The sequence below is a fragment of the Aquabacterium sp. genome, from assembly GCF_048860245.1.
Classification (GTDB): domain Bacteria; phylum Pseudomonadota; class Gammaproteobacteria; order Burkholderiales; family Burkholderiaceae_C; genus Aquabacterium.
In genome coordinates, this window is sequence record NZ_JBLIZW010000040.1 from 1 (window position 1) to 18063 (window position 18063).

The 18063-nt window shown below is 60.9% G+C and carries 17 protein-coding genes; 10 read left to right on the forward strand and 7 right to left on the reverse strand.

Going from position 1 to position 18063, the window contains the following annotated elements; all coding sequences use genetic code 11:
- Nucleotides 1-3 precede the first annotated feature (3 nt).
- Genes ACMV18_RS04460 through ACMV18_RS04470 form a run of 3 tightly spaced genes read left to right on the forward strand, consistent with a single transcriptional unit; the run spans nt 4 to nt 7309 of the window.
- Nucleotides 4-1128, forward strand: a complete 1125-nt coding sequence (locus ACMV18_RS04460; protein ID WP_420816873.1) for a vWA domain-containing protein — start codon at nt 4-6, stop codon at nt 1126-1128.
- The gene (locus ACMV18_RS04465; RefSeq protein ID WP_420816847.1) at nt 1125-3050 is read left to right on the forward strand and encodes an autotransporter assembly complex protein TamA; all 1926 of its coding nucleotides are present in this window, start codon (nt 1125-1127) and stop codon (nt 3048-3050) included. The genes ACMV18_RS04460 and ACMV18_RS04465 overlap by 4 nt, the downstream gene beginning before the upstream one ends.
- Nucleotides 3051-3064: 14 nt before the next feature.
- On the forward strand, nt 3065-7309 hold the full coding sequence (locus tag ACMV18_RS04470; RefSeq protein WP_420816848.1) for a translocation/assembly module TamB domain-containing protein: 4245 nt from the start codon (nt 3065-3067) through the stop codon (nt 7307-7309).
- A 34-nt stretch (nt 7310-7343) separates the two neighbouring features.
- Here ACMV18_RS04470 and ACMV18_RS04475 read toward each other — a convergent pair whose 3' ends face one another.
- The 3 genes from ACMV18_RS04475 to ACMV18_RS04485 all read right to left on the reverse strand — a co-directional run bounded on the left by ACMV18_RS04475 (nt 7344) and on the right by ACMV18_RS04485 (nt 11335).
- On the reverse strand, nt 7344-8696 hold the full coding sequence (locus ACMV18_RS04475) for a DUF3422 family protein (RefSeq protein ID WP_420816849.1): 1353 nt from the start codon (nt 8694-8696) through the stop codon (nt 7344-7346).
- Nucleotides 8697-8814: 118 nt separating this feature from the next.
- Nucleotides 8815-10857: a TonB-dependent copper receptor gene (locus ACMV18_RS04480; RefSeq protein ID WP_420816850.1), complete on the reverse strand. Its 2043-nt coding sequence runs from the start codon at nt 10855-10857 to the stop codon at nt 8815-8817.
- Nucleotides 10858-10939: 82 nt separating this feature from the next.
- Nucleotides 10940-11335, reverse strand: coding sequence for a DUF2946 family protein (locus ACMV18_RS04485; RefSeq protein ID WP_420816851.1), 396 nt, complete (start codon nt 11333-11335; stop codon nt 10940-10942).
- A gap of 94 nt (nt 11336-11429) precedes the next feature.
- Here ACMV18_RS04485 and ACMV18_RS04490 point away from each other — a divergent pair, with 94 nt between their 5' ends.
- Complete coding sequence (locus ACMV18_RS04490) at nt 11430-12062, forward strand: class I SAM-dependent methyltransferase (RefSeq protein ID WP_420816852.1); 633 nt, start codon at nt 11430-11432, stop codon at nt 12060-12062.
- Between the two features lie 18 nt (nt 12063-12080).
- Here ACMV18_RS04490 and ACMV18_RS04495 read toward each other — a convergent pair whose 3' ends face one another.
- Both ACMV18_RS04495 and ACMV18_RS04500 read right to left on the reverse strand, forming a co-directional pair.
- Nucleotides 12081-12527 carry an OsmC family protein gene (locus ACMV18_RS04495; protein ID WP_420816853.1) on the reverse strand — a complete coding sequence of 149 codons (447 nt, stop codon included), beginning with the start codon at nt 12525-12527 and terminating at the stop codon, nt 12081-12083.
- Between the two features lie 11 nt (nt 12528-12538).
- Nucleotides 12539-13408, reverse strand: coding sequence for an MBL fold metallo-hydrolase (locus tag ACMV18_RS04500; protein WP_420816854.1), 870 nt, complete (start codon nt 13406-13408; stop codon nt 12539-12541).
- A gap of 74 nt (nt 13409-13482) precedes the next feature.
- Between ACMV18_RS04500 and ACMV18_RS04505 the strand changes: the two genes are divergently transcribed.
- From ACMV18_RS04505 to ACMV18_RS04530, 6 genes are all read left to right on the forward strand, one after another.
- Complete coding sequence (locus ACMV18_RS04505) at nt 13483-13854, forward strand: metalloregulator ArsR/SmtB family transcription factor (RefSeq protein ID WP_374257570.1); 372 nt, start codon at nt 13483-13485, stop codon at nt 13852-13854.
- A 25-nt stretch (nt 13855-13879) separates the two neighbouring features.
- Complete coding sequence (locus ACMV18_RS04510; protein ID WP_374257571.1) at nt 13880-14242, forward strand: TIGR01244 family sulfur transferase; 363 nt, start codon at nt 13880-13882, stop codon at nt 14240-14242.
- A complete protein-coding gene (locus tag ACMV18_RS04515) occupies nt 14239-16029 on the forward strand; it encodes a SulP family inorganic anion transporter (protein ID WP_420816855.1) in 1791 nt (596 codons plus the stop codon). Before ACMV18_RS04510 ends, ACMV18_RS04515 begins: the two co-directional genes overlap by 4 nt.
- A gap of 41 nt (nt 16030-16070) precedes the next feature.
- Entirely contained in the window at nt 16071-16259 is a 189-nt protein-coding gene (locus tag ACMV18_RS04520; RefSeq protein ID WP_374257573.1) for a YgaP family membrane protein, read from the forward strand.
- Nucleotides 16260-16337: 78 nt separating this feature from the next.
- Complete coding sequence (locus tag ACMV18_RS04525) at nt 16338-16691, forward strand: carboxymuconolactone decarboxylase family protein (RefSeq protein WP_374257574.1); 354 nt, start codon at nt 16338-16340, stop codon at nt 16689-16691.
- Between the two features lie 16 nt (nt 16692-16707).
- Nucleotides 16708-17397: a class I SAM-dependent methyltransferase gene (locus tag ACMV18_RS04530; protein WP_420816856.1), complete on the forward strand. Its 690-nt coding sequence runs from the start codon at nt 16708-16710 to the stop codon at nt 17395-17397.
- Between the two features lie 23 nt (nt 17398-17420).
- On the opposite strand, the gene ACMV18_RS04535 is transcribed toward ACMV18_RS04530, so the two are convergent.
- Both ACMV18_RS04535 and ACMV18_RS04540 read right to left on the reverse strand, forming a co-directional pair.
- Nucleotides 17421-17711 carry a metal-sensing transcriptional repressor gene (locus ACMV18_RS04535; protein WP_420816857.1) on the reverse strand — a complete coding sequence of 97 codons (291 nt, stop codon included), beginning with the start codon at nt 17709-17711 and terminating at the stop codon, nt 17421-17423.
- A gap of 132 nt (nt 17712-17843) precedes the next feature.
- Nucleotides 17844-18062 carry a YgaP family membrane protein gene (locus ACMV18_RS04540; RefSeq protein ID WP_374257577.1) on the reverse strand — a complete coding sequence of 73 codons (219 nt, stop codon included), beginning with the start codon at nt 18060-18062 and terminating at the stop codon, nt 17844-17846.
- Nucleotide 18063 lies beyond the last annotated feature (1 nt).

Consider the following 18063-nt stretch of genomic DNA (forward strand, 5'->3'; position numbering starts at 1 on the left):
ACCATTCCGGAATACCTGAGTCTGATCGAAGCCATCAAGGACGGGGTGATCGGTCCGTCGGTGGACGAGTTCTATCACCTGGCGCGCATGACGCTGGTGAAAAACGAAGCCCACTTCGACAAGTTTGACCGCGTCTTTGGCCTCTACTTCAACGGCGTGACCGAAGCGCTGGACCTGACCCGTGAGCTGCCGGCAGAGTGGCTGCGCAAGCACTTTGAGCGCGAACTCAGCCCCGAGGAAAAGGCCAAGATCGAGGCGCTAGGTGGGTGGGACAAGCTCATGGACCGCCTCAAAGAACTGCTCGAAGAGCAGAAAGAGCGTCACGAAGGCGGCAACAAGTGGATCGGTACCGGTGGCACGTCACCGTTCGGTGCGTACGGCTACAACCCTGAAGGCATCCGCATCGGGCAAGACCGCTCGCGTCATCGTCGCGCCGTCAAGGTGTGGGACAAGCGCGAATTCAAGGACTACGACGACACCATCGAGCTCGACACCCGCAACATCAAGGTGGCTTTGCGTCGCCTTCGCAAGTTCGCGCGTCAGGGCGCGGCCGAGGTGCTGGACCTGGACGACACCATCCACAGCACGGCGGCCAATGCCGGCATGCTCGACATCAAGATGATCCCCGAGCGGCACAACACCGTGAAGGTCTTGTTGTTGATGGATGTGGGCGGCTCGATGGACGACCACGTGCATCGCGTCGAGGAGCTGTTTTCAGCCGCCAAGTCCGAGTTCAAGCACCTTGAGTTCTATTACTTCCACAACTGCGTCTATGACTTCATGTGGAAGAACAACCACCGCCGCTTCACCGAGAAGATCCCTACCTGGGACATTCTTCGCAAGTACAACAAGGACTACAAGCTGATCTTCGTGGGCGATGCGACCATGAGCCCGTACGAGATCCTGCAGCCTGGCGGCAGCGTGGAATACAACAACGAAGAAGCCGGTGCCGAGTGGATCGGCCGACTCACCCACGCGTTTCCCAACTTCGTGTGGATCAACCCCGAGCCGCAGGGCGTGTGGTCCTATCGCCAAAGCGTGGCCATCATGCAGCAACTCATGGGCGGGCGCATGTTCCCCATGAGCCTGCAGGGGCTGGAAAGCGCGATGCGTTTGCTCAGCAAATGATCTGGATGCCCGGTTGGCTGCGCCAACTCGGACTCGGCGCCCTGTGCGCCAGTCTGGGGAGCGTGGCGCTGGGTCAAACGCCACCTGCCACCCGTCAGCCTGACGCGCAATTGGCGTCACTGGAGGTGGACGCCGCCAGCGATGAGGGCAGTGATGTCACCTCGCCAGACGGTACCGTCAAGTCAGTGCTCGCATGGCGCTTGAATGTGGACGCGCCCGAGCCGCTCGACACCCTGCTCGAAACCTACCTGGACGTGGCGCGATTCGAGCGCGAGCTTGCCAAAGATGCGTCGTTGCACATCAGTCGCAATGAATTGCGGCGCCTGGTGGTGTCGGCGCCCGAACAAGCCCGCGCTTTGCTGGATGCGCAGGGCTATTTCAATGCCCGCATCAGCACATCCGTGCGCGATGCCAAGGGGGACGAGCCCATACTGATTACCCTGCATGTGACGCCGGGCGAGCGCACCAAAGTCAGCAAAGTGCAGTTTGTGTACGAAGGCGACCTCGACACCCGGGCTTCCGATGGCGATGCCCGCGCACAAGCCTTGATCGCTGCAGTCGACAAAGCCTGGAGCTTGCCTGTGGGCGAGTTTTTCACGCAGGACGGCTGGTCGGGGGCGCGCAATGCGGCACTGGCCCGCTTGCGGGCGCAGGGCTACCCGATGGCGAGTTGGAGCGGTACGTCCGCCACAGTCGATGCCGCACAGCAAACGGCCAAGCTGTTTCTGGTGGCCGACTCCGGGCCGACCTTCCGTTTTGGCGACATCCGGGTCGAAGGCTTGAAGCGTCAGCCTGCATCGGCGGTGACCAATCTAGCCCCGTTCAACAAGGGTGATCCGTATCAGGAAAAGCAGCTGCTGGACTGGCAGGAACGCATCCAGAAGCTCAACCTGTTTGACAACATTTTTGTCAGCACCGACCTGGACCCCACGCAGGCCGATGCCAGTCCGGTCGTGGTGCAACTGCGTGAATTGCCCATGCAGGCGGCCACCACCGGGATTGGCGTGAGCAGTGACACCGGGCCCCGGGTGTCTGCCGAATACCTGCACCGCAATGTCTTTGATCTGGGCTGGCAGGCCAAAAGCACCATCCAGCTCGGACGCCTGGACTCGCACGGACAGGTTGACTTCACCTCTCATCCATGGGAAGGCGGCAAGCGAGGGCTGGTGTCTGGACAGGCGTCTTATCTGCTCGACAGCGACAAGGCGGCCACCACCAGCCAGCGTTTGCGTGTGGGTCAGTTGCGAGAAGGCGAACGGCTTGAACGCACCGATTACATCGAGTACCAGCGTGCCCAGGTGCAGTCCGCCGCCAATGTGCTGGTGTCGGATGCGCGTTCGGTGAGCTACACCACGCAGTTCATCTTTCGCAATGTCGACAACCAGGTGTTGCCCACCCGCGGCACGACCACGCTGGCACAGTTGTCTGGCGGGCGCAGCTACTCGGCTTCCAGTGAGACAGGCTATTTTGGGCGGTCCTATGCACGCGTGACCTGCTACCAGCCCTGGCCGTGGAATTGGCACATGAGTGCGCGTGCAGAGCTCGGTCAGGTGTTTGCGGCAGACACGGTCACGGTGCCGGACACCTTGCTGTTTCGCGCCGGTGGCGACGAATCCGTGCGCGGGTATGCCTACCGGTCTCTGGGTGTGATCAAAGATGGCGTGGTAACGGGCGGGCGCTCTCTGGCCACGGCCAGTCTGGAATTGGGGCACCCGTTGCTGCAGCGCATGCCCAGCCTGTGGGGTGCAGTGTTTGTGGATGCGGGCGATGCTGCCGATCGCTTTGGTCGCTTGCAGGCCAACGTTGGCTATGGCGCCGGCATTCGCTGGCGGAGCCCGGTCGGGCCGTTGCGATTGGACATGGCATACGGCACCAAAGTGCAAGACTGGCGCATCCATTTCAGCGTCGGGGTGAGCTTGTGAGCGAGGCGCATCGCATGGCCGGGCTGCGACGCGTTGGGTGGTTGCGTGCCTTGTTGCGTGGCATGGCTACGCTGTTGATGGTGCCTCTGCTGGCCATCTTGTCGCTATGGGCCTTGGCGCACACCGAGTGGTTTACACAGTGGGTGGTGCCTCGCATTCCCGGCATCACCGTGACCGAGCCCCGAGGGGCCCTGGTAGGGGACTTTTCGGCCCAGCGACTGGTGGTGCATTTGCCCCGGGGCGGGACGCTGCTTCTGCAAGACACCGGATGGTCCGGCATGCAGATTTATCCCAGCTTGGACAACGCCTGGCATGTCGGGCTGACGATGTCCGAATTGAGAGCCCAAAAGCTGGACCTCCATTGGGTGGCCGATACACAGGCCCCCGCATCGTCAGGGCCGCCTCAAGATGTGGCGCTGCCCTTGTCCATTCACACAGATCGTTTGCGTGTGGATGTGGCCCACAGTGACCTGTGGGGTGGTGAGCTGCAAAACGTGGTGGGTGTGGTGTCCTTGCAGGCTGGGGTGTTGCCCGTCGAGCACCGCATCCAATTGCAGAGCCTGACGTGGCAGGGGTGGCAGCTTGCGGGGCAAGGGCAGATCGGCGTGAGTGGGCCCATGCCCGTCAAGCTTGCGCTGCGCGCCACATCGGCATGGCCAGATCACTCACAAGGGACACTGAATGTGGCGCTGCGTGGCCCCTTGAGTGACTTGCACATTCAGGCTTCCGGTGTGTTGCAGCCCGCGCAGCGGGGCAGCCAGTCCCTGGATCTTGAGGGGCGTTTGCAACCCTTTGCTGCGTGGCCGGTATCTGCCTTGAAGGCGTACGCCAAGGCGCTGGATTTGAGTCAGCTATTGGGCAGCTTGCCACGCACGTCCTTGAGCGGTGTGGTGGAAGTGGCGCCTGTGCAGACCTTGTCACCCACGCAGCGGGCGCCTAGCAAGCCCGGTTCGGCGGGTGTCAGCGATCTCGGCGTGCGGATCAGTGTGCGCAACGCCGATGCGCGGTCTTGGGATCAGCATGGCTTGCCTGTTTTGGGGCTCTCGGGTGGGGTGACGCTGCACGATGTGTCGCGACTCAAAACCTGGCAGGACGTGTGGGCTGCGGCCTTGTGGGATTTGCACGCGGCCTTGCCCACCAACCAGGCATCGCGCACGGCCACGCTGGGCCTGAGCGGAAGCCTCCATCTTGGCAACACCCTCCGCATTGCCCTGGATGGCGTGGAACCACAGGCGCTGCATGCCCGTGCGCCCGCGCTGCAATTGCAGGGGCAAATCAAGTGGACGCCCGATGCCTTGGACCCATCCACACCGGCCCTGTCTGTGGAGGATCTGCGAGGCGCGCTGGATGCCCAACTGAACGGCCGCTATGGTGCAGCCTATGCCCAAGCGCCGCTTGCACGATCTCTGCGTGGTGGGCTGCAGGATGTCAGCCTGGCGTTCAGTGCGCACAAAGCATCGCATGCTTTGAAAGTGACGGCCATGCGGATGGCCTCAGGGGCTGCGCAAGCGACCTTGCAGGACGCCGAGTTGAAGTGGGGCGAGAAAGTCGGCCCCACATGGACCGCTGCGGGCCTGTTGAAAGTGGCGCAATTCGACCCTCAGGTCTGGCTGCCGTGGCCCGCAGGCATGGCTGGCAAAAATCACCTGTCGGGTGATGTGCAGTTCAAGGTGGACGCCAATTGGCGAGGCGAGCTCTCGGCGCATCTGCTGCCCAGTATGTTGGCAGGCGTGCCTGTGAGCGGTGAGGGGCATTGGTCCTCACCAGCAGGGCGCCAACGCATGCAGTCCTCGCTGACGTTGGATGTGGCCGGTAATGCCCTGCAAGGTGAATTGGAGTTGCCGTGGCGCCTGGGGCCTCAGCAAACGCCTCAGATCATGCCGGGGATGCGGTGGGCCGCCAAAGTACAGGCACCGGCCTTGAGCGCGCTCCAGCCCTTGGCACCGATGTTGGCGGCTCGGCGCCTGGCCGGGCAAGTGAACCTCTCTGCCAGTGGTGTGGGGCAGTGGCCTCGATGGGTCACCAGCGGGCAGGGGACGGTCTCCGGTTTGGAGTGGCAAGCCGATACGGGTGGCGCTACGCTGTCGCTTCAGCAAGCCAAAGGTGAGTGGCAAGTCGACATGACCCAAGCCGATGCGCAGGTGCGTGCGGCCGTCGGGGTGAAGCAGTTGCGTGCTGGGGCCATGCGTCTGGATCAAGCCGACATCACTTTGGGCGGTCGTACACAGGATCACCATGGTCAGGTCCTGGCCACCCTGACCCAGACAGGGAGCGATTCGGCCTCCGCTGCCGCCATCAGAACCTTCAACATCAAGGCGGGTGTTCAGGGCAACCTGCTGTGGCGAGACGATGCCCAGGGCTGGCAAGGCGAGATCCAGGACGTGGCGGTGCAAGTGTTGCGGGCGGGCGAGAGCCTGCAGCGACAGGCCTTGCTCATGCCTCGTGCATCCCTTGACTGGCGCCAGGATGCCAAGGGTGAGCGCTTGCGCATCAGTCCCACAACGCTGCAGTTCATGGGCGCGGATCTGAAACTGAACAAGCTCGACTGGTTCTGGCCGGATCGCAACACGGACGTGGTCGGGCAAGCCGAGGCGTCCCTCGAACTGGCGCCGTTCAATTTGCCCGCGCTGCTCAATCGCTGGCAGCCCGAGGCCGGATGGGGCGGCGATCTGATGCTGACGGGGCAGCTGAATCTGAAGCACAGCCAGCAGCAGCCTTGGGTCGTCGATGCCGTGGTGATGCGTCAGACAGGCGATGTGACCCTGTCGGAAGCCACGATTGAGGGCAACACGGCGCAGCATCTGGGTATCCGGGAGGCGAAGTTGAGTTTGCAGTCTCGTCACGGTGTCTGGACGCTGGACGAAATCTTGGACGGGCGGCTGCTGGGGACGCTGGTGGGCCATCAGGTGGTGCAAACGCAAGATGCGCGGCAGTTGCCTGGTCGCGACGATGCGCTCGTAGGCTCGCTGGACTTCAAGATTGGCAACTTGCGGCCCTTGGGAACCTGGCTGCCAGCAGGTTGGCGGATGAGCGGGCAAATGCTGGCCCAAGCCAAACTGGCGGGCACGCTTGGCGCGCCGCAATATCAGGGGCAGGTGTCCGGTGAGAGTCTGGGGCTGGCCCAAACCTTGATGGGGGTGAACCTCACAGACGGGCGCCTGCAAATGACACTGCAAGGCAGCCAGATCCAACTCCAGAACCTGCAGATGCGGGCCGGCCCGCAGGGTGGCTGGTTGACCGCGCAAGGCGAGGCGACTTTGGGCGCGCAGCCACAGGCATCGGTTCGAATCAAGGCAGATCGCTTTCAGGCGCTGCAGCGGGTGGACCGGCGAGTCATGCTATCGGGTGAGGTGGCCGCCTTGCTGACGGGTGACGACTTGCGTGCAGAGGGGCAGGTGCATGTCGATGAAGGGCTGATTGACATCAGCAAAGGCGACGCACCTGTGGTGGGTGACGACGTGTACGTGCTCAATCGCCCTGGCAGTGACGAGGCGGCAGTGGAGGCTTCTGGCGGTGGACGAAGCAAATCCCAGCGAAAGGTTTCAGTGGCGCTGGACGTTGACCTGGGCGAGCAGCTTCGTTTGAAGGGGCGGGGGCTGGATGCCTTGCTGACCGGGCACGTGAAGGTCACTACGCCCGCCAATCGGCCATCCTTGCAAGGCACCATCAAGGCAGAGAAGGGGACGTTTGCGGCCTATGGTCAAAAGTTGGTGATTGAGCGCGGCGCCATTTCATTCACGGGTGCCATTGAAAACCCACGTCTCGATATTTTGGCGATGCGGCCACAGTCTGCCTCGGCCACAGCCAGTGACGTCAAGGTGGGCGTCACCATCACCGGGACGGCGCAGGATCCGCGCATTCGTTTGTATTCTGATCCCAGCATGTCCGAAACTGAAAAGCTGTCTTGGCTGGTGCTGGGGCGCGCGCCGACGGGACTGGGAGGCGCCGACATCGGCTTGCTGCAGTCTGCCGCGGTGGCCTTGTTGTCGGGGGAGGGGGCGTCGCCCACAGACAATCTGATCGGCTTGCTGGGGCTGGACGAACTGTCCGTCAAGCAAACCGAAGGCACCGTTCGGGATACGGTGGTCAACGTCGGCAAGCAAGTGTCGAGATATTGGTATGTTGGCTACGAACGCAACCTCAACGCCACCGGGGGCAACTGGCAGTTGATCTATCGCCTGGCCCAGCGCTTTACCTTGCGAGCGCAAGCCGGTGTCGACAATGCGGTGGACCTGATCTGGTCATGGCGGTGGGATTGACCACCGCGGCCCAGGCAAATCGCCTCGCGTTGTGTCAATGAGCGTCAGCGTGCAGTTTCTTGTGGATTTGCCGTGTGCCCCACCAGACACCCAGCAACACCAGCGGAATCAAGGCCCCAGCCAGCATTTCCGGATTGACCGGCAGCCCCGCGGCCTTGCCCGCCTTGCCAACATACAGAATCAGGCTCACCACATAGTAGGCAATGGCGGCAATCGACAAGCCTTCCACCGTGGTTTGCAAGCGCAGCTGCAACTCTTGGCCTTTGGTCAGTTTCGCCAGCAGCATCTGGTTCTGAGACTCGGTGGCGATGTCCACGCGCGTGCGCAGCAAGGCGCTGGCGCGCTCAATCCGTTGCGACAGCGAGGCCAGGCGTTGTGCCGTCGCTTGCACAGTCCCCATCGCAGGCGATAGACGGCGCAGCATGAACTCGCCAATCGTCTGAGTGCCGGGGATGGGCGTCTCTCTCAATTGCTCGATCCGTTGTTCAACCAGGTTGTGATAAGCCTGCGTTGCAGAGAAGCGGTAGAGGTGCGTGGCCGTGGCGCGTTCCACCCGCGCCGCCAGACTGATCAGCGTGTTGAGCAAATCTTGATCAGACGCTTCCGTGTCTTCCATGCCGGCGGTAATTTCGGCCAATTGGGTCTCGGCTTCTCGCAGCACGCCGCTCAGATCCTTGGCAACGGGCAAGCCACGCAGGGCCATCAGGCGATAGGTTTCCAACTCCAGCAAGCGCTGGGAAATCCGACCGGCACGCAGTTCAGAGGTGTTCGAAGGCGACACCACCAGAATCCGCTCAAAGCCACTGGGGCGCAGGCGGAAGTCCGTCATGGCGCAGGAGCGCCGAATGCCCAACAGCGATGCCAATGTTTCACGCCCTTGCAGCCACTGATCTGCCTGTTCGCGCATGGCATTGTGATCATCCACGTCACCATGAACCATGGCCATCATGATGGCGGCCACGGTTCGGCCTGGGATGGCCGCAAGCCATGCTGGGTCTACGACCAGGGACTTGAGTAAGGTGTCGTCGCTCAAATCCGTGAGCGCACCTTCAGGCAAGGCTTGAACCAATGAGTAACGGGTGAACTCGGTGTGCCGTTCCCACTTCAACGTGTGGTTGGCAAAGCGCAGGCGCGAAAAATTACCCGACAGTTGCTCCTTGGGTAGGTTCTCTTGGCCGGGAAGTCTTCTCAGGTGCTCCCACTCCATCTCGCGGCTGACGCCTTCATTCAACACCGCCACATACACAACGAGGGCGGGCAACCGAATCCGTGCGGGCGGCCGGGCGTGCACTTCATCGTGAACCACGCGTCGTTGCGCATCTTCTGGCGGCAAAGCACAGATCGTGGATTCAGATTCAACTGGGCGGAGTGTGAGGTCGACAGACATGTAAACCGGGACCGGTGAGGCGAAGACGGTAATGGTGCCCCATTGTCGATCAAACCTGCGATGCGGCTGCAGTGCAAAGCCGCTTGTGTCCGCGTCAACACAAGCGGCATGTTGAAGCTTAGTTGAACGCGACTTGTGCCTTCAGCCACCAAGTTCTGCCAGCTTCATTGACACGCGTCGTGGTGTCGTAGCCCATGACGGTTGCGCCGTTGCGGCTGATGTGCTCGGCGTAAGCCTTGTCAAACACGTTGTCGATGCCCGCCGTGAGTTGCACCTTCTTGCTCCAGCGATAGCCGCCGTGAATCGAGGTCACACCAAATCCGGCAGACGAGCCCAAGTCTTGTCCGACGATGTTGCCTTCGTTGATGGCGTAGCGATGTTGCGCTGCGACCAATCGCTGGAGCGCACCGGCAGACCATTGGCCGTTGTCCCATTCCAATCCCAAACGCAACTCCAGCGGGGCCATCTGACCCAATGCGCGACCATCGGTTGTGTTCTGGCCATTCACATAAGCGAGGCTAGTCAACGCCTTCCACTGAGAGGTCAGTTGGTAGTTGGCGCCAATCTCTCCGCCCCATGTCCGCGCGTCTACATTGCGTGCGATGGTGGCTGCGCGCATGCCTTTGGTCACATTGCTTTGAATCAGGATGTAGTCGTGGATTTGGCTGTAATAAACAGATCCAAATGCTTCGAGTGGTCCGTTGCGATGGGTGACCCCGAGATCCAATTGGGTTGTCTTTTCAGCGTTGATTTGATCAAACACGCTGACGCTGGATGCGGACTCCTTGCTGATGATTTCCCAGTAATCTGGCGCGCGCTCGGTGTAACCCAAGCCAATGCTCGCTTGAGTCTGTGAGGTGAGATCGTGCTCATAGCGTGCGAAGCCACTGAGCAGGCCTTCCGTGCGCTCATGACCAACGGTGGGGTTCGGGGTGCTGGACATGCCAGTCTTGACGCTGGCACGTTGATCTTTGGCGGTCCAATCGTCATGCCGTGCGCCAAGGATGACGCGGTGATCATCGCTCAAGATGTGGGTGATCTCCCCGAAGAGTCCGAGGGTGTGGAATCGAGCGTCCTCTGTGCGCACCGCATTCAAATAGGCGTTATTGGTTCCTGTGCTGCTGCGCAACGTGTGAACATTGGTTTGCTGATCGACACCCAGCACAATTTTGTGGACTTGGTCAGGCAGCAACGTCACCGCAACTCGGCCACCGGTGGTTTCTCGGTCAGGGTTGGAGGCCATGCCCATACCGGTGGGGGTGCGCAGACTGTAGTTGTCCATGACGTGGTCCACGTAGTTACGGTAGACCTGCGCCTCAACCCGGTTGATCAGGCCAGGCATGTGCGTCTTCTCAAATTTCAGCCCCACATTGCTTCGATCAAACACAACGCCATCCATGCTGCGATCGGCATACGCAGCATGTGCGCGGCTTTCAATGGCGGACAGTTCAATGCGCGTGTGCTCGTCTGGTGTCCAACCTGCCGCTGCCGTGAGGCTCTTGCGTTGATAAGCGGCATGAACCAGTTTGTCGTTGCCATCCCGATAGTCGTCAGAGGCTGCCTCGGATGCGATCACTTGAACATAACCCAGCGTTGTGCCAGCTTTGGCATCGACGTAGGCGTCATAGCGGTTGTTCGAGCCCCCTGTGACCGATGCCTGGAAACGTGTGCCGGGTTGGGCAAAGTAGGTGGGCTTGCGCTCGAACATGACCGTGCCGGCAGAGCCACCAGCACCCTTGGTGACGGTCTGGGGTCCCTTGATTAGGGTGACTTCGTCAAACGTCTCCGGGAAAACGTAGGCGGTCGGTGGATCCATGCGCATCCCGCAGCCTCCCAGGATCATTTCGCCGTCGACCAGGATGTTCAGTCTCGATGCGGCCATACCGCGGAACACGGGGTCGCCGTCTGTGCCGCCTTTGCGAATCAGGCTCATGCCTGGTATGGCCTTAAGCAGGCTTGCCCCGTCGTTGGCTGGGGCAGGCTGAATGGGGGCGCGTGGATTGATGTGTGTGGCGGTTGGGGTGTCCATCACCGGTGCGGTGATCACGACCGGATCAAGGACATCGGTCACTTCGGCGGGGGCATTGCCCGCGAAAACTTGGAGAGGAAATGCAGCGGCAACCGACAACGCCATGGCGGTCGGACGGAATGGGGTACGCATGGTGAATTCTTTGCTGAGTGAACACGTCCACGCGGACCAACGTGCGCCAGTCCGCGTAGGTAACAAAAAGGAAAAGTGTCAATCAGGCAAAGATGGGCGGAGCGCGACTGCGGGCATGACGCCGATCAGGGGCTCGGGGAAAGATGCCTTGTCCACGAGACGTCCAAGCGAGCGTGACGTCTCGTTGAACTTGTGGCTGTATGGCTGAGCCGGCTGACAACGCAGGCACTTGCGCCACGAGGCAGAATGGGCAATGCTGAACAGCAGAAACGGTGGTGTCATCGCCACTGCGATCGGCGTTGATCCCAAATCCACCTGTGGACGAGCAAATCTCCAGCAAACTGGGTGCGCCTGATAAGCGCTGCACCAAGTGCTGGTTACTGACCACACCGGCCAACAACTGGGCCGTGAGCGCAAGCAAACCCAGCCACGCGGTCAAGCGTGCTCGTGAGCGCATGAGCTGGATGTGGGAGTGCATGGTGCAATTTTAGACGGTGATCTCTCGCTGTCTGTGAGAAAGATCAAGAATGCGCTGTGCTAAGGTCATACGGTCTACCGTATTTGATTGCACCATGACAGAGTCGTTGAGCGTGAGGGATTTCTGGAACCAAAAGTTTGCTGGTCAAGCGTACAAGTATGGCGAGCAACCCAATGCGTTTTTGGTTCAGCAGTGTGGTCAGGTGCCCGCGGGCGCACGCGTACTGGTCCCCGGTGATGGGGAGGGACGAAATGGCGTTTGGTTGGCCGAGCAGGGCTACCAAGTGCATTCCGTCGATTGTTCGGAAGTCGGTCTTGATAAGGGGCGTGCGCTGGCTGAACGTCGCGGCGTTGTCGTGGAGTGGGTCCATGCCGACTTGACAGCGTGGGCGCCAACCGCATCGCATTTTGACGCTGTGGTGGTGTGCTACTTGCATCTACCGTCTGCCACACGACCGCTGGTGATGCAGCATCTGCTTCATGCCTTGAAGCCCGGCGGGGTGTTCATCCTGGAAGCGTTCCATCCCAGTCAGTTGGGTCTGACCAGCGGCGGGCCCAAAGACGTGGACTTGCTGTACACCCTTGACGCTTTGCGCGCTGACGTGTGTGCGGCAGGGGTGTCAGGACACGAGTTTGTGGCAGCAGAGTGCGACACGACCCTGGATGAGGGGCCGTTCCACCAAGGGTTGGCGCGTGTCACGCGCCTTGTTTGGCAACGCCAGATCTGACGCCGGCCGCGGGGCGCCTTACTTCAGGCGTTGCTGCGTCGCATCCCACACCTCCACTGCAATCGGGATGCCTTGCCCGACGCTTTGAGTGACGGTGCAATACGCCTCGAATTGGTCCAGCACGCGGTCGAGGTGTTCCAGCTGTCCAGCAGGGACACCCAGTCGCAATTGCGCACGCATGTTCAGTACGCGCATGCGACCCTCGGCATTGCGCCCCACTTCGGCTTCGACGTCGCACTGAATCGGCTCAGGGCTCTGCTTGAATTTGCGCAGTGCAAAGAGCAGGGAATCTGAAAGACAGTTGCCCACCGCTGCGCACAGCATCTGAACCGGCGAGGGGCCTTGCCCTGTGCCCAGCGGAGCGGGTTCATCACTGACCAGAACCGGCATCTGCGCATCGAACTGAATGTGGAACCGATAGTCCTGCGCTTGACGCAATGAGACATGAATTGGCTTTTCGGACATGTGCGGCTCCCTCAAAACACGTTGACGGGCAGCTTCAGGTAGTGCCGCCCATCGGACTCAGCCGGGGGCAATTGCCCGGCACGGATGTTGACTTGAACAGACGGCAGGATGAGGTTGGGCATGGCCAAGCTGGCGTCGCGCGCCTGTCGCATGGCCACAAAAGCGTCTTCGGTCACACCGTCATGCACGTGGATGTTGTGGGCCCGCTGATCCCCCACGGTGCTCATGGGCTGAGCTGTGCGACCTTGCGGTGGGTAGTCATGGCACATGAACAGCCGGGTCTCCGCAGGCAAGGACAAGATGCGCTGGATCGACCGATACAGTTGGTGCGCGTCGCCACCGGGGAAGTCGCATCGTGCGGTGCCGACGTCCGGCATGAACAGGGTGTCCCCCACGAACACGGCGTCACCGATCACAAAGGCCATGTCGGCAGGGGTGTGGCCTGGGACGTGCCAGGCTTGGCCTTTGAGGGAGCCGACAGAGAAGGCCTCGCCATCCTCAAACAGGTGATCGAACTGCGATCCGTCGGTGGCGAAGTCCGCTTCAAGGTGAAAGAGCGTCTTGAACACGGACTGCACGCGGGCAATGTCCTTGCCAATGGCGACTAGGCCACCCAGTTGCGCGCGCACGAACGGGGCGGCCGACAAGTGGTCGGCGTGGGCGTGCGTTTCGATGATCCAGTCAATCGTCAAGCGTTTGGCTTTGGCAAACGCGATGACTTCTTCCGCACGGGTTGTGGCGGTGCGGCCGCTCTTGGCATCGAAGTCCAGGACGGGGTCCACGATGGCGCCGTGACCACCGTCTTGGTCGTACACCACATGGGTATAGGTCCAGGTTTGTGGGTCAAAGAAGGACTGAACGATGGGCGAGGGGGCAATCATCACAACATGGAATGGTGAGTGTGGTTGCGATTACTTTATTGACAAACAATATGTCTGTCAACATAATGAAAAACATGAAAGTGTCCGAGCTTGAAACCCCTTGCGATCGCGTGACCCTGCCGCCGCCCGACTTGGTGGCGCTGCAAGCATCTGCCGAGAAGGCGAGCGCATTGCTCAAAGTGATGGCACACACAGATCGCCTGGTCTTGTTGTGCCGACTGGCGCAAGGCGAGTTTTGCGTGAGTGAGCTGGAGGCCCATTTGGGCATTCGTCAGCCGACGCTGTCGCAGCAACTGGGTGTGTTGCGTCAAGAGGGCCTGGTGGGCACACGCCGCGAGGGCAAACACATTTACTACCGACTGGTCAGCGAAGACGCGGCAGCGGTGATGCAGGTGCTTCACCACCGCGTGTGCGGTGCCGCCATGGGTGGCGCAGGCGCTTGCTGAGCGTTCATCAACGAAAGGAATTGAGATGACTTTGACCGTTCAACCCCGCCAGGTTTGCCCGGAATTTGCCGTGTGTGGCCAGATCGCCGTGGCAGACGTGGCCAAGCTGGCGCAGCAGGGGTATCGCAGCATCATCAACAATCGCCCCGACGGGGAAGGTGGTCCGGCTCAGCCTAGCAGTGCCGCCATCGAGGCAGCGGCCAAGGCGGCAGGCATGGCGTACGTGCACTTCCCCGTGGCCAGTCTCATGATCACGCCCGAGCAAGTGTCGCGGTATCACGCCCTGTGCGCAGACCTGCCTCACCCCATCGTGGCGTTTTGCGCCGCGGGTGGTCGAGCCAATGCGCTGTTCCAAGCAACCGGCTGCCAAGTTGGTCGCTCTGCATGACCATGTCCAGTAGGCCGCCCGCCAGGCTTCCGGTTCAAGCCGGGGCGCCTTGGCGGCTGCCTCCGCCGTGGTGGCCCGCATGGCGCCGCCACGATCTACCCGGCGATGTGTCCGCAGGGGTGGTGGTGGCTGTCATGCTGGTGCCGCAAAGCCTGGCGTACGCCATGCTGGCCGGTCTGCCGCCCCATGTGGGTTTAATGGCCAGTTTGCTGCCATTGCTGGCGTATGCCGTGTTTGGCAGCAGTGCGGTGTTGTCGGTGGGTCCGGCTGCGATCACGTCCTTGATGGTGGCGCAGTCGCTGTCGCCGCTGGCCGATGTGGGTTCTTCCGCTTACATGGCGCTGTCTGCCATGCTCGCTGCTGGGGTTGGCTTGCTGCTGATGCTCATGGGTGTGTTGCGCATGGGCTTCTTGTCGCAACTCATGAGCCGTCCCGTGGTGCAGGGCTTCACGGTGGCTTCGGCGTTGTTGATCATGGCAGGACAGCTGGCCCCCATTCTGGGTTGGTCTCGCTTTGGCTATAACCTGCCGCAAATGTTCCAGTCCGTGGCGCAGCACGTGCAGTGGGCGTCAGATCGCCCATGGATGGATGTGCGCTTTGGTGACTTTGCCGTTGGGACTTCTGCGCTGCTGATGCTGGGGCTGGGGCCCAGGTTGTTGACCGTGCTGTGGCGGGGTGCCGGTTGCTCAGCCCCGGCCTTGCAAATCGCCGTTCGCCTGTGGCCTTTGGCTGTGTTGTTGACCAGCACGGCCATGGCGGGCTTGATCCACCAGCACACCGCATGGTCGGTGACGCAGGTGGGCGAAGTCCACATGACGCTGGACTCGATGGGGCGAACCTTTGCGGGCTTGGGGGAGTTGCCCCATCTGCCGGTGATCAGTCTGTTGGTGCCGGTCGTGCTGGTGAGTTTGGTGACCTTTGTCAGCAGCATGTCGGTGGCCCAAACTTATGCCATCAAATCTGGCGCGCGGGTGGATGCCGATCGTGAGCTGCTCGGCTTGGGGCTTGCCAATCTGGGGAGCACCTTGATGGGCGGCATGGCCGTGGCCGGCGGCTTGTCGCGCACCGTCGTCAACGAGGCTGCTGGTGCGAAAAGCCCTCTGGCAGGCGTCATCACCACAGGCGTGCTGGCAGTGATGCTGTGTGTGTTGATGCCTTGGTTGGCTTGGCTGCCGCGTGCGGCGTTGAGCGCTGTGGTCATCATGGCGGTGGTGGGCTTGGTCGAGTTCGGGGGCTTGCGTCGCGCGTGGCGCTATGACCGTGCAGAGGCTTGGGCCTTTGTCACCACGGCTCTGGGTGTCTTGTTGATCGGATTCGATGTCGGCATCCTGATGGGCATTGCCTGGTCTTTGGGGACCTTGATCTGGCGGCACAGCCAGCCTCACATGGCAGAGGTAGGGCGTCTGCCCGGAACCCATCACTTCCGTAATGTGGCCCGCCATGAGGTCGAGTGCTTGCCCGGCGTCCTGATGGTGCGTGTGGACGAGAGCCTGGACTTCACGAACATCCAGCAAGTGGAGCAGCGTTTGTGTGAGCTGGTCCACGGCAGTGACCCGATCCGGTCTGTGGTGCTGTTGCTGTCTGCTGTCAATCACATTGATCACTCGGCGATGACGGCACTGATTGAACTCGACGATGCGCTGCAAGCACAAGGCATGAGTTTGATGCTTGCCGAGATGAAGGGCCCGGTCATGGACCGCATGCAGCGGGGTGATCTGGACCAGCGATTCAAGGGCCGTATTTATTTGAGTGCACAACATGCGTGGGAAGACCTCGTTGTGCGATGAGTTTTTTGGCGGGGCGAGTCCCCAGTTTTGAGGAGAAGAGCATGAAAGCAAATGTTGGTGGTATCGATCGCATTGCTCGCATTGGTGCGGGTGTGGTGCTGGTGGCTCTGGCCGCAACGGGCACCGTGGGCGTGTGGGGCTGGATCGGTGTCGTGCCTTTGGCAACGGGTTTGACCGGCTGGTGCCCGGCCTATCTGCCTTTCGGTCTGAACACCTGCAAGACCAAGTGAGTGCGCGCGGTGGGGCCCACCGCGATGCCATCCACAAAGGCCCCACGTGGGGCCTTTTCAACAAGCTGAATTCACACCATGAGCACTTTTGATCACACCGGTCTGATGCAAGACATCAATGCCTGCCTGGCGCCGTTCCGCAAGTCGCAGAGCGAGGCCATGAAGGGGTTCTCGCAACTGGCGCAGGCCTCCATGGCAGAAGGCGCCATCAGTGCCAAGCACAAAGAGCTGATCGCACTGGCCATTGGCGTCAGTCAGCATTGCTCCGGGTGCATTGGCTTTCACGTCAAGGCACTTCACAAGCTGGGCGGCACGCGTGCCGAGCTGGAGGAGATGCTCACGGTGGCGGTGTACATGGGTGGCGGTCCGTCCTTGATGTACGCCGCAGAGGCCCTCAAGGCATGGGATGTGATGACTGGCGCAACGGCCTGACCTCAGGAGCGACAACATGAGCGAGCCGCTGATCCATGACGAGCTGGACGTGTTCATGGCCTTGGTGCCATGTCGCAACCAATCCATCATCGAGTTGGGGTGCGGCAGCGCACGCATGGCGCGCCAGCTCTTGCTGAAAGAACCCTCCGTCACATATGTCGGGATGGAGGTGGATCGCATTCAGCATGACAAGAATCTGGCACAGCCCCAAGCGGGGATGAGCTTCTTGTATGGCGCTGCCAATGCCATTCCGTTTGATCCTGCGACGTTTGATGCGGCGGTCATGCTGAAGTCCCTGCACCATGTCCCGCTCGATGAGCTGGATGCCTCGCTGCAAGAGATTGCACGCGTCCTCAAGCCTGAGGGGCTGCTGTACGTTTCAGAGCCTGTCTATGCAGGTGATCTCAACGAGATCGTCAAAGTGTTCAACGATGAGGGCGTGGTGCGTGCTGAGGCGCAGCGTGCGTTGGATCGTGCTTTGGCGTCAGGACAGTGGGCAGTCGTTGCGGAGCGACGCTTTGACATGCCAGTCCGTTTTGAGAGCTTTGAGCAGTTTGAGCAACGCATGATGCGGCCGACTTTCAAAGACCATCACCTCACGGCAGACCTCATTGAGCGCACACGAGCCGTGTTTGAGCGATATGCCGACGCAAGCGGCCTGACCTCAACACGACCCATGCATGTGCGCTGCTTGCGCCGCACCTGATCCGGTCGGCGGAATCGACGGAATCAGCGGATTTTGCCGAGCAGCGTTTCGATTTCGTCCAGCATGGCGTCCATGTTTTCAGGCTCCTGGCCTGCACAGGACAACTTTTCTTCCATCTGCTGCTGCATGAAACACATGGTCATGCGCACATAGGTGCTGTCCAGCGCCTTGCGCACCGCTGCCATTTGCGTGGCGATGGGCAGACATGGTTCACCCTCTTCAATCATGCGCTGAATGCCGCGCAACTGCCCCTCCGCCCGTTTCAGACGATTGAGGATGTCGTTGCGGCTTTTGTCGTTGTGAAGGGCTGCCATGGAGCAATGATCCGGCTCGTCAGGAGAAGGTGATGGACTACCCTGCATTTTGCAACGCCTTTCAACGCAAAGCACAAACCGGATCAAGGCAGATCACAGTGTTTCCTGCCATTTCTGCCCGCAAATTGAGCTTCAGCAACAGTTGCTGGCGTCTTTGAATCCGAGTTTGCGCAGCAGGATCGCCATGGGGCAGAAGTTCGTGAATCCGAACTGGAACAGGTTGGCGCCTACGAATGCGGTGAATGCCAGCGCCCATTTCGAGACGAACAGTGGGCTGCCCTCTACGCCAAGCGCGAGCGACAGCATGATGAACATGCCGGCCACAATGCGAATCATTCGTTCAACAGTCATG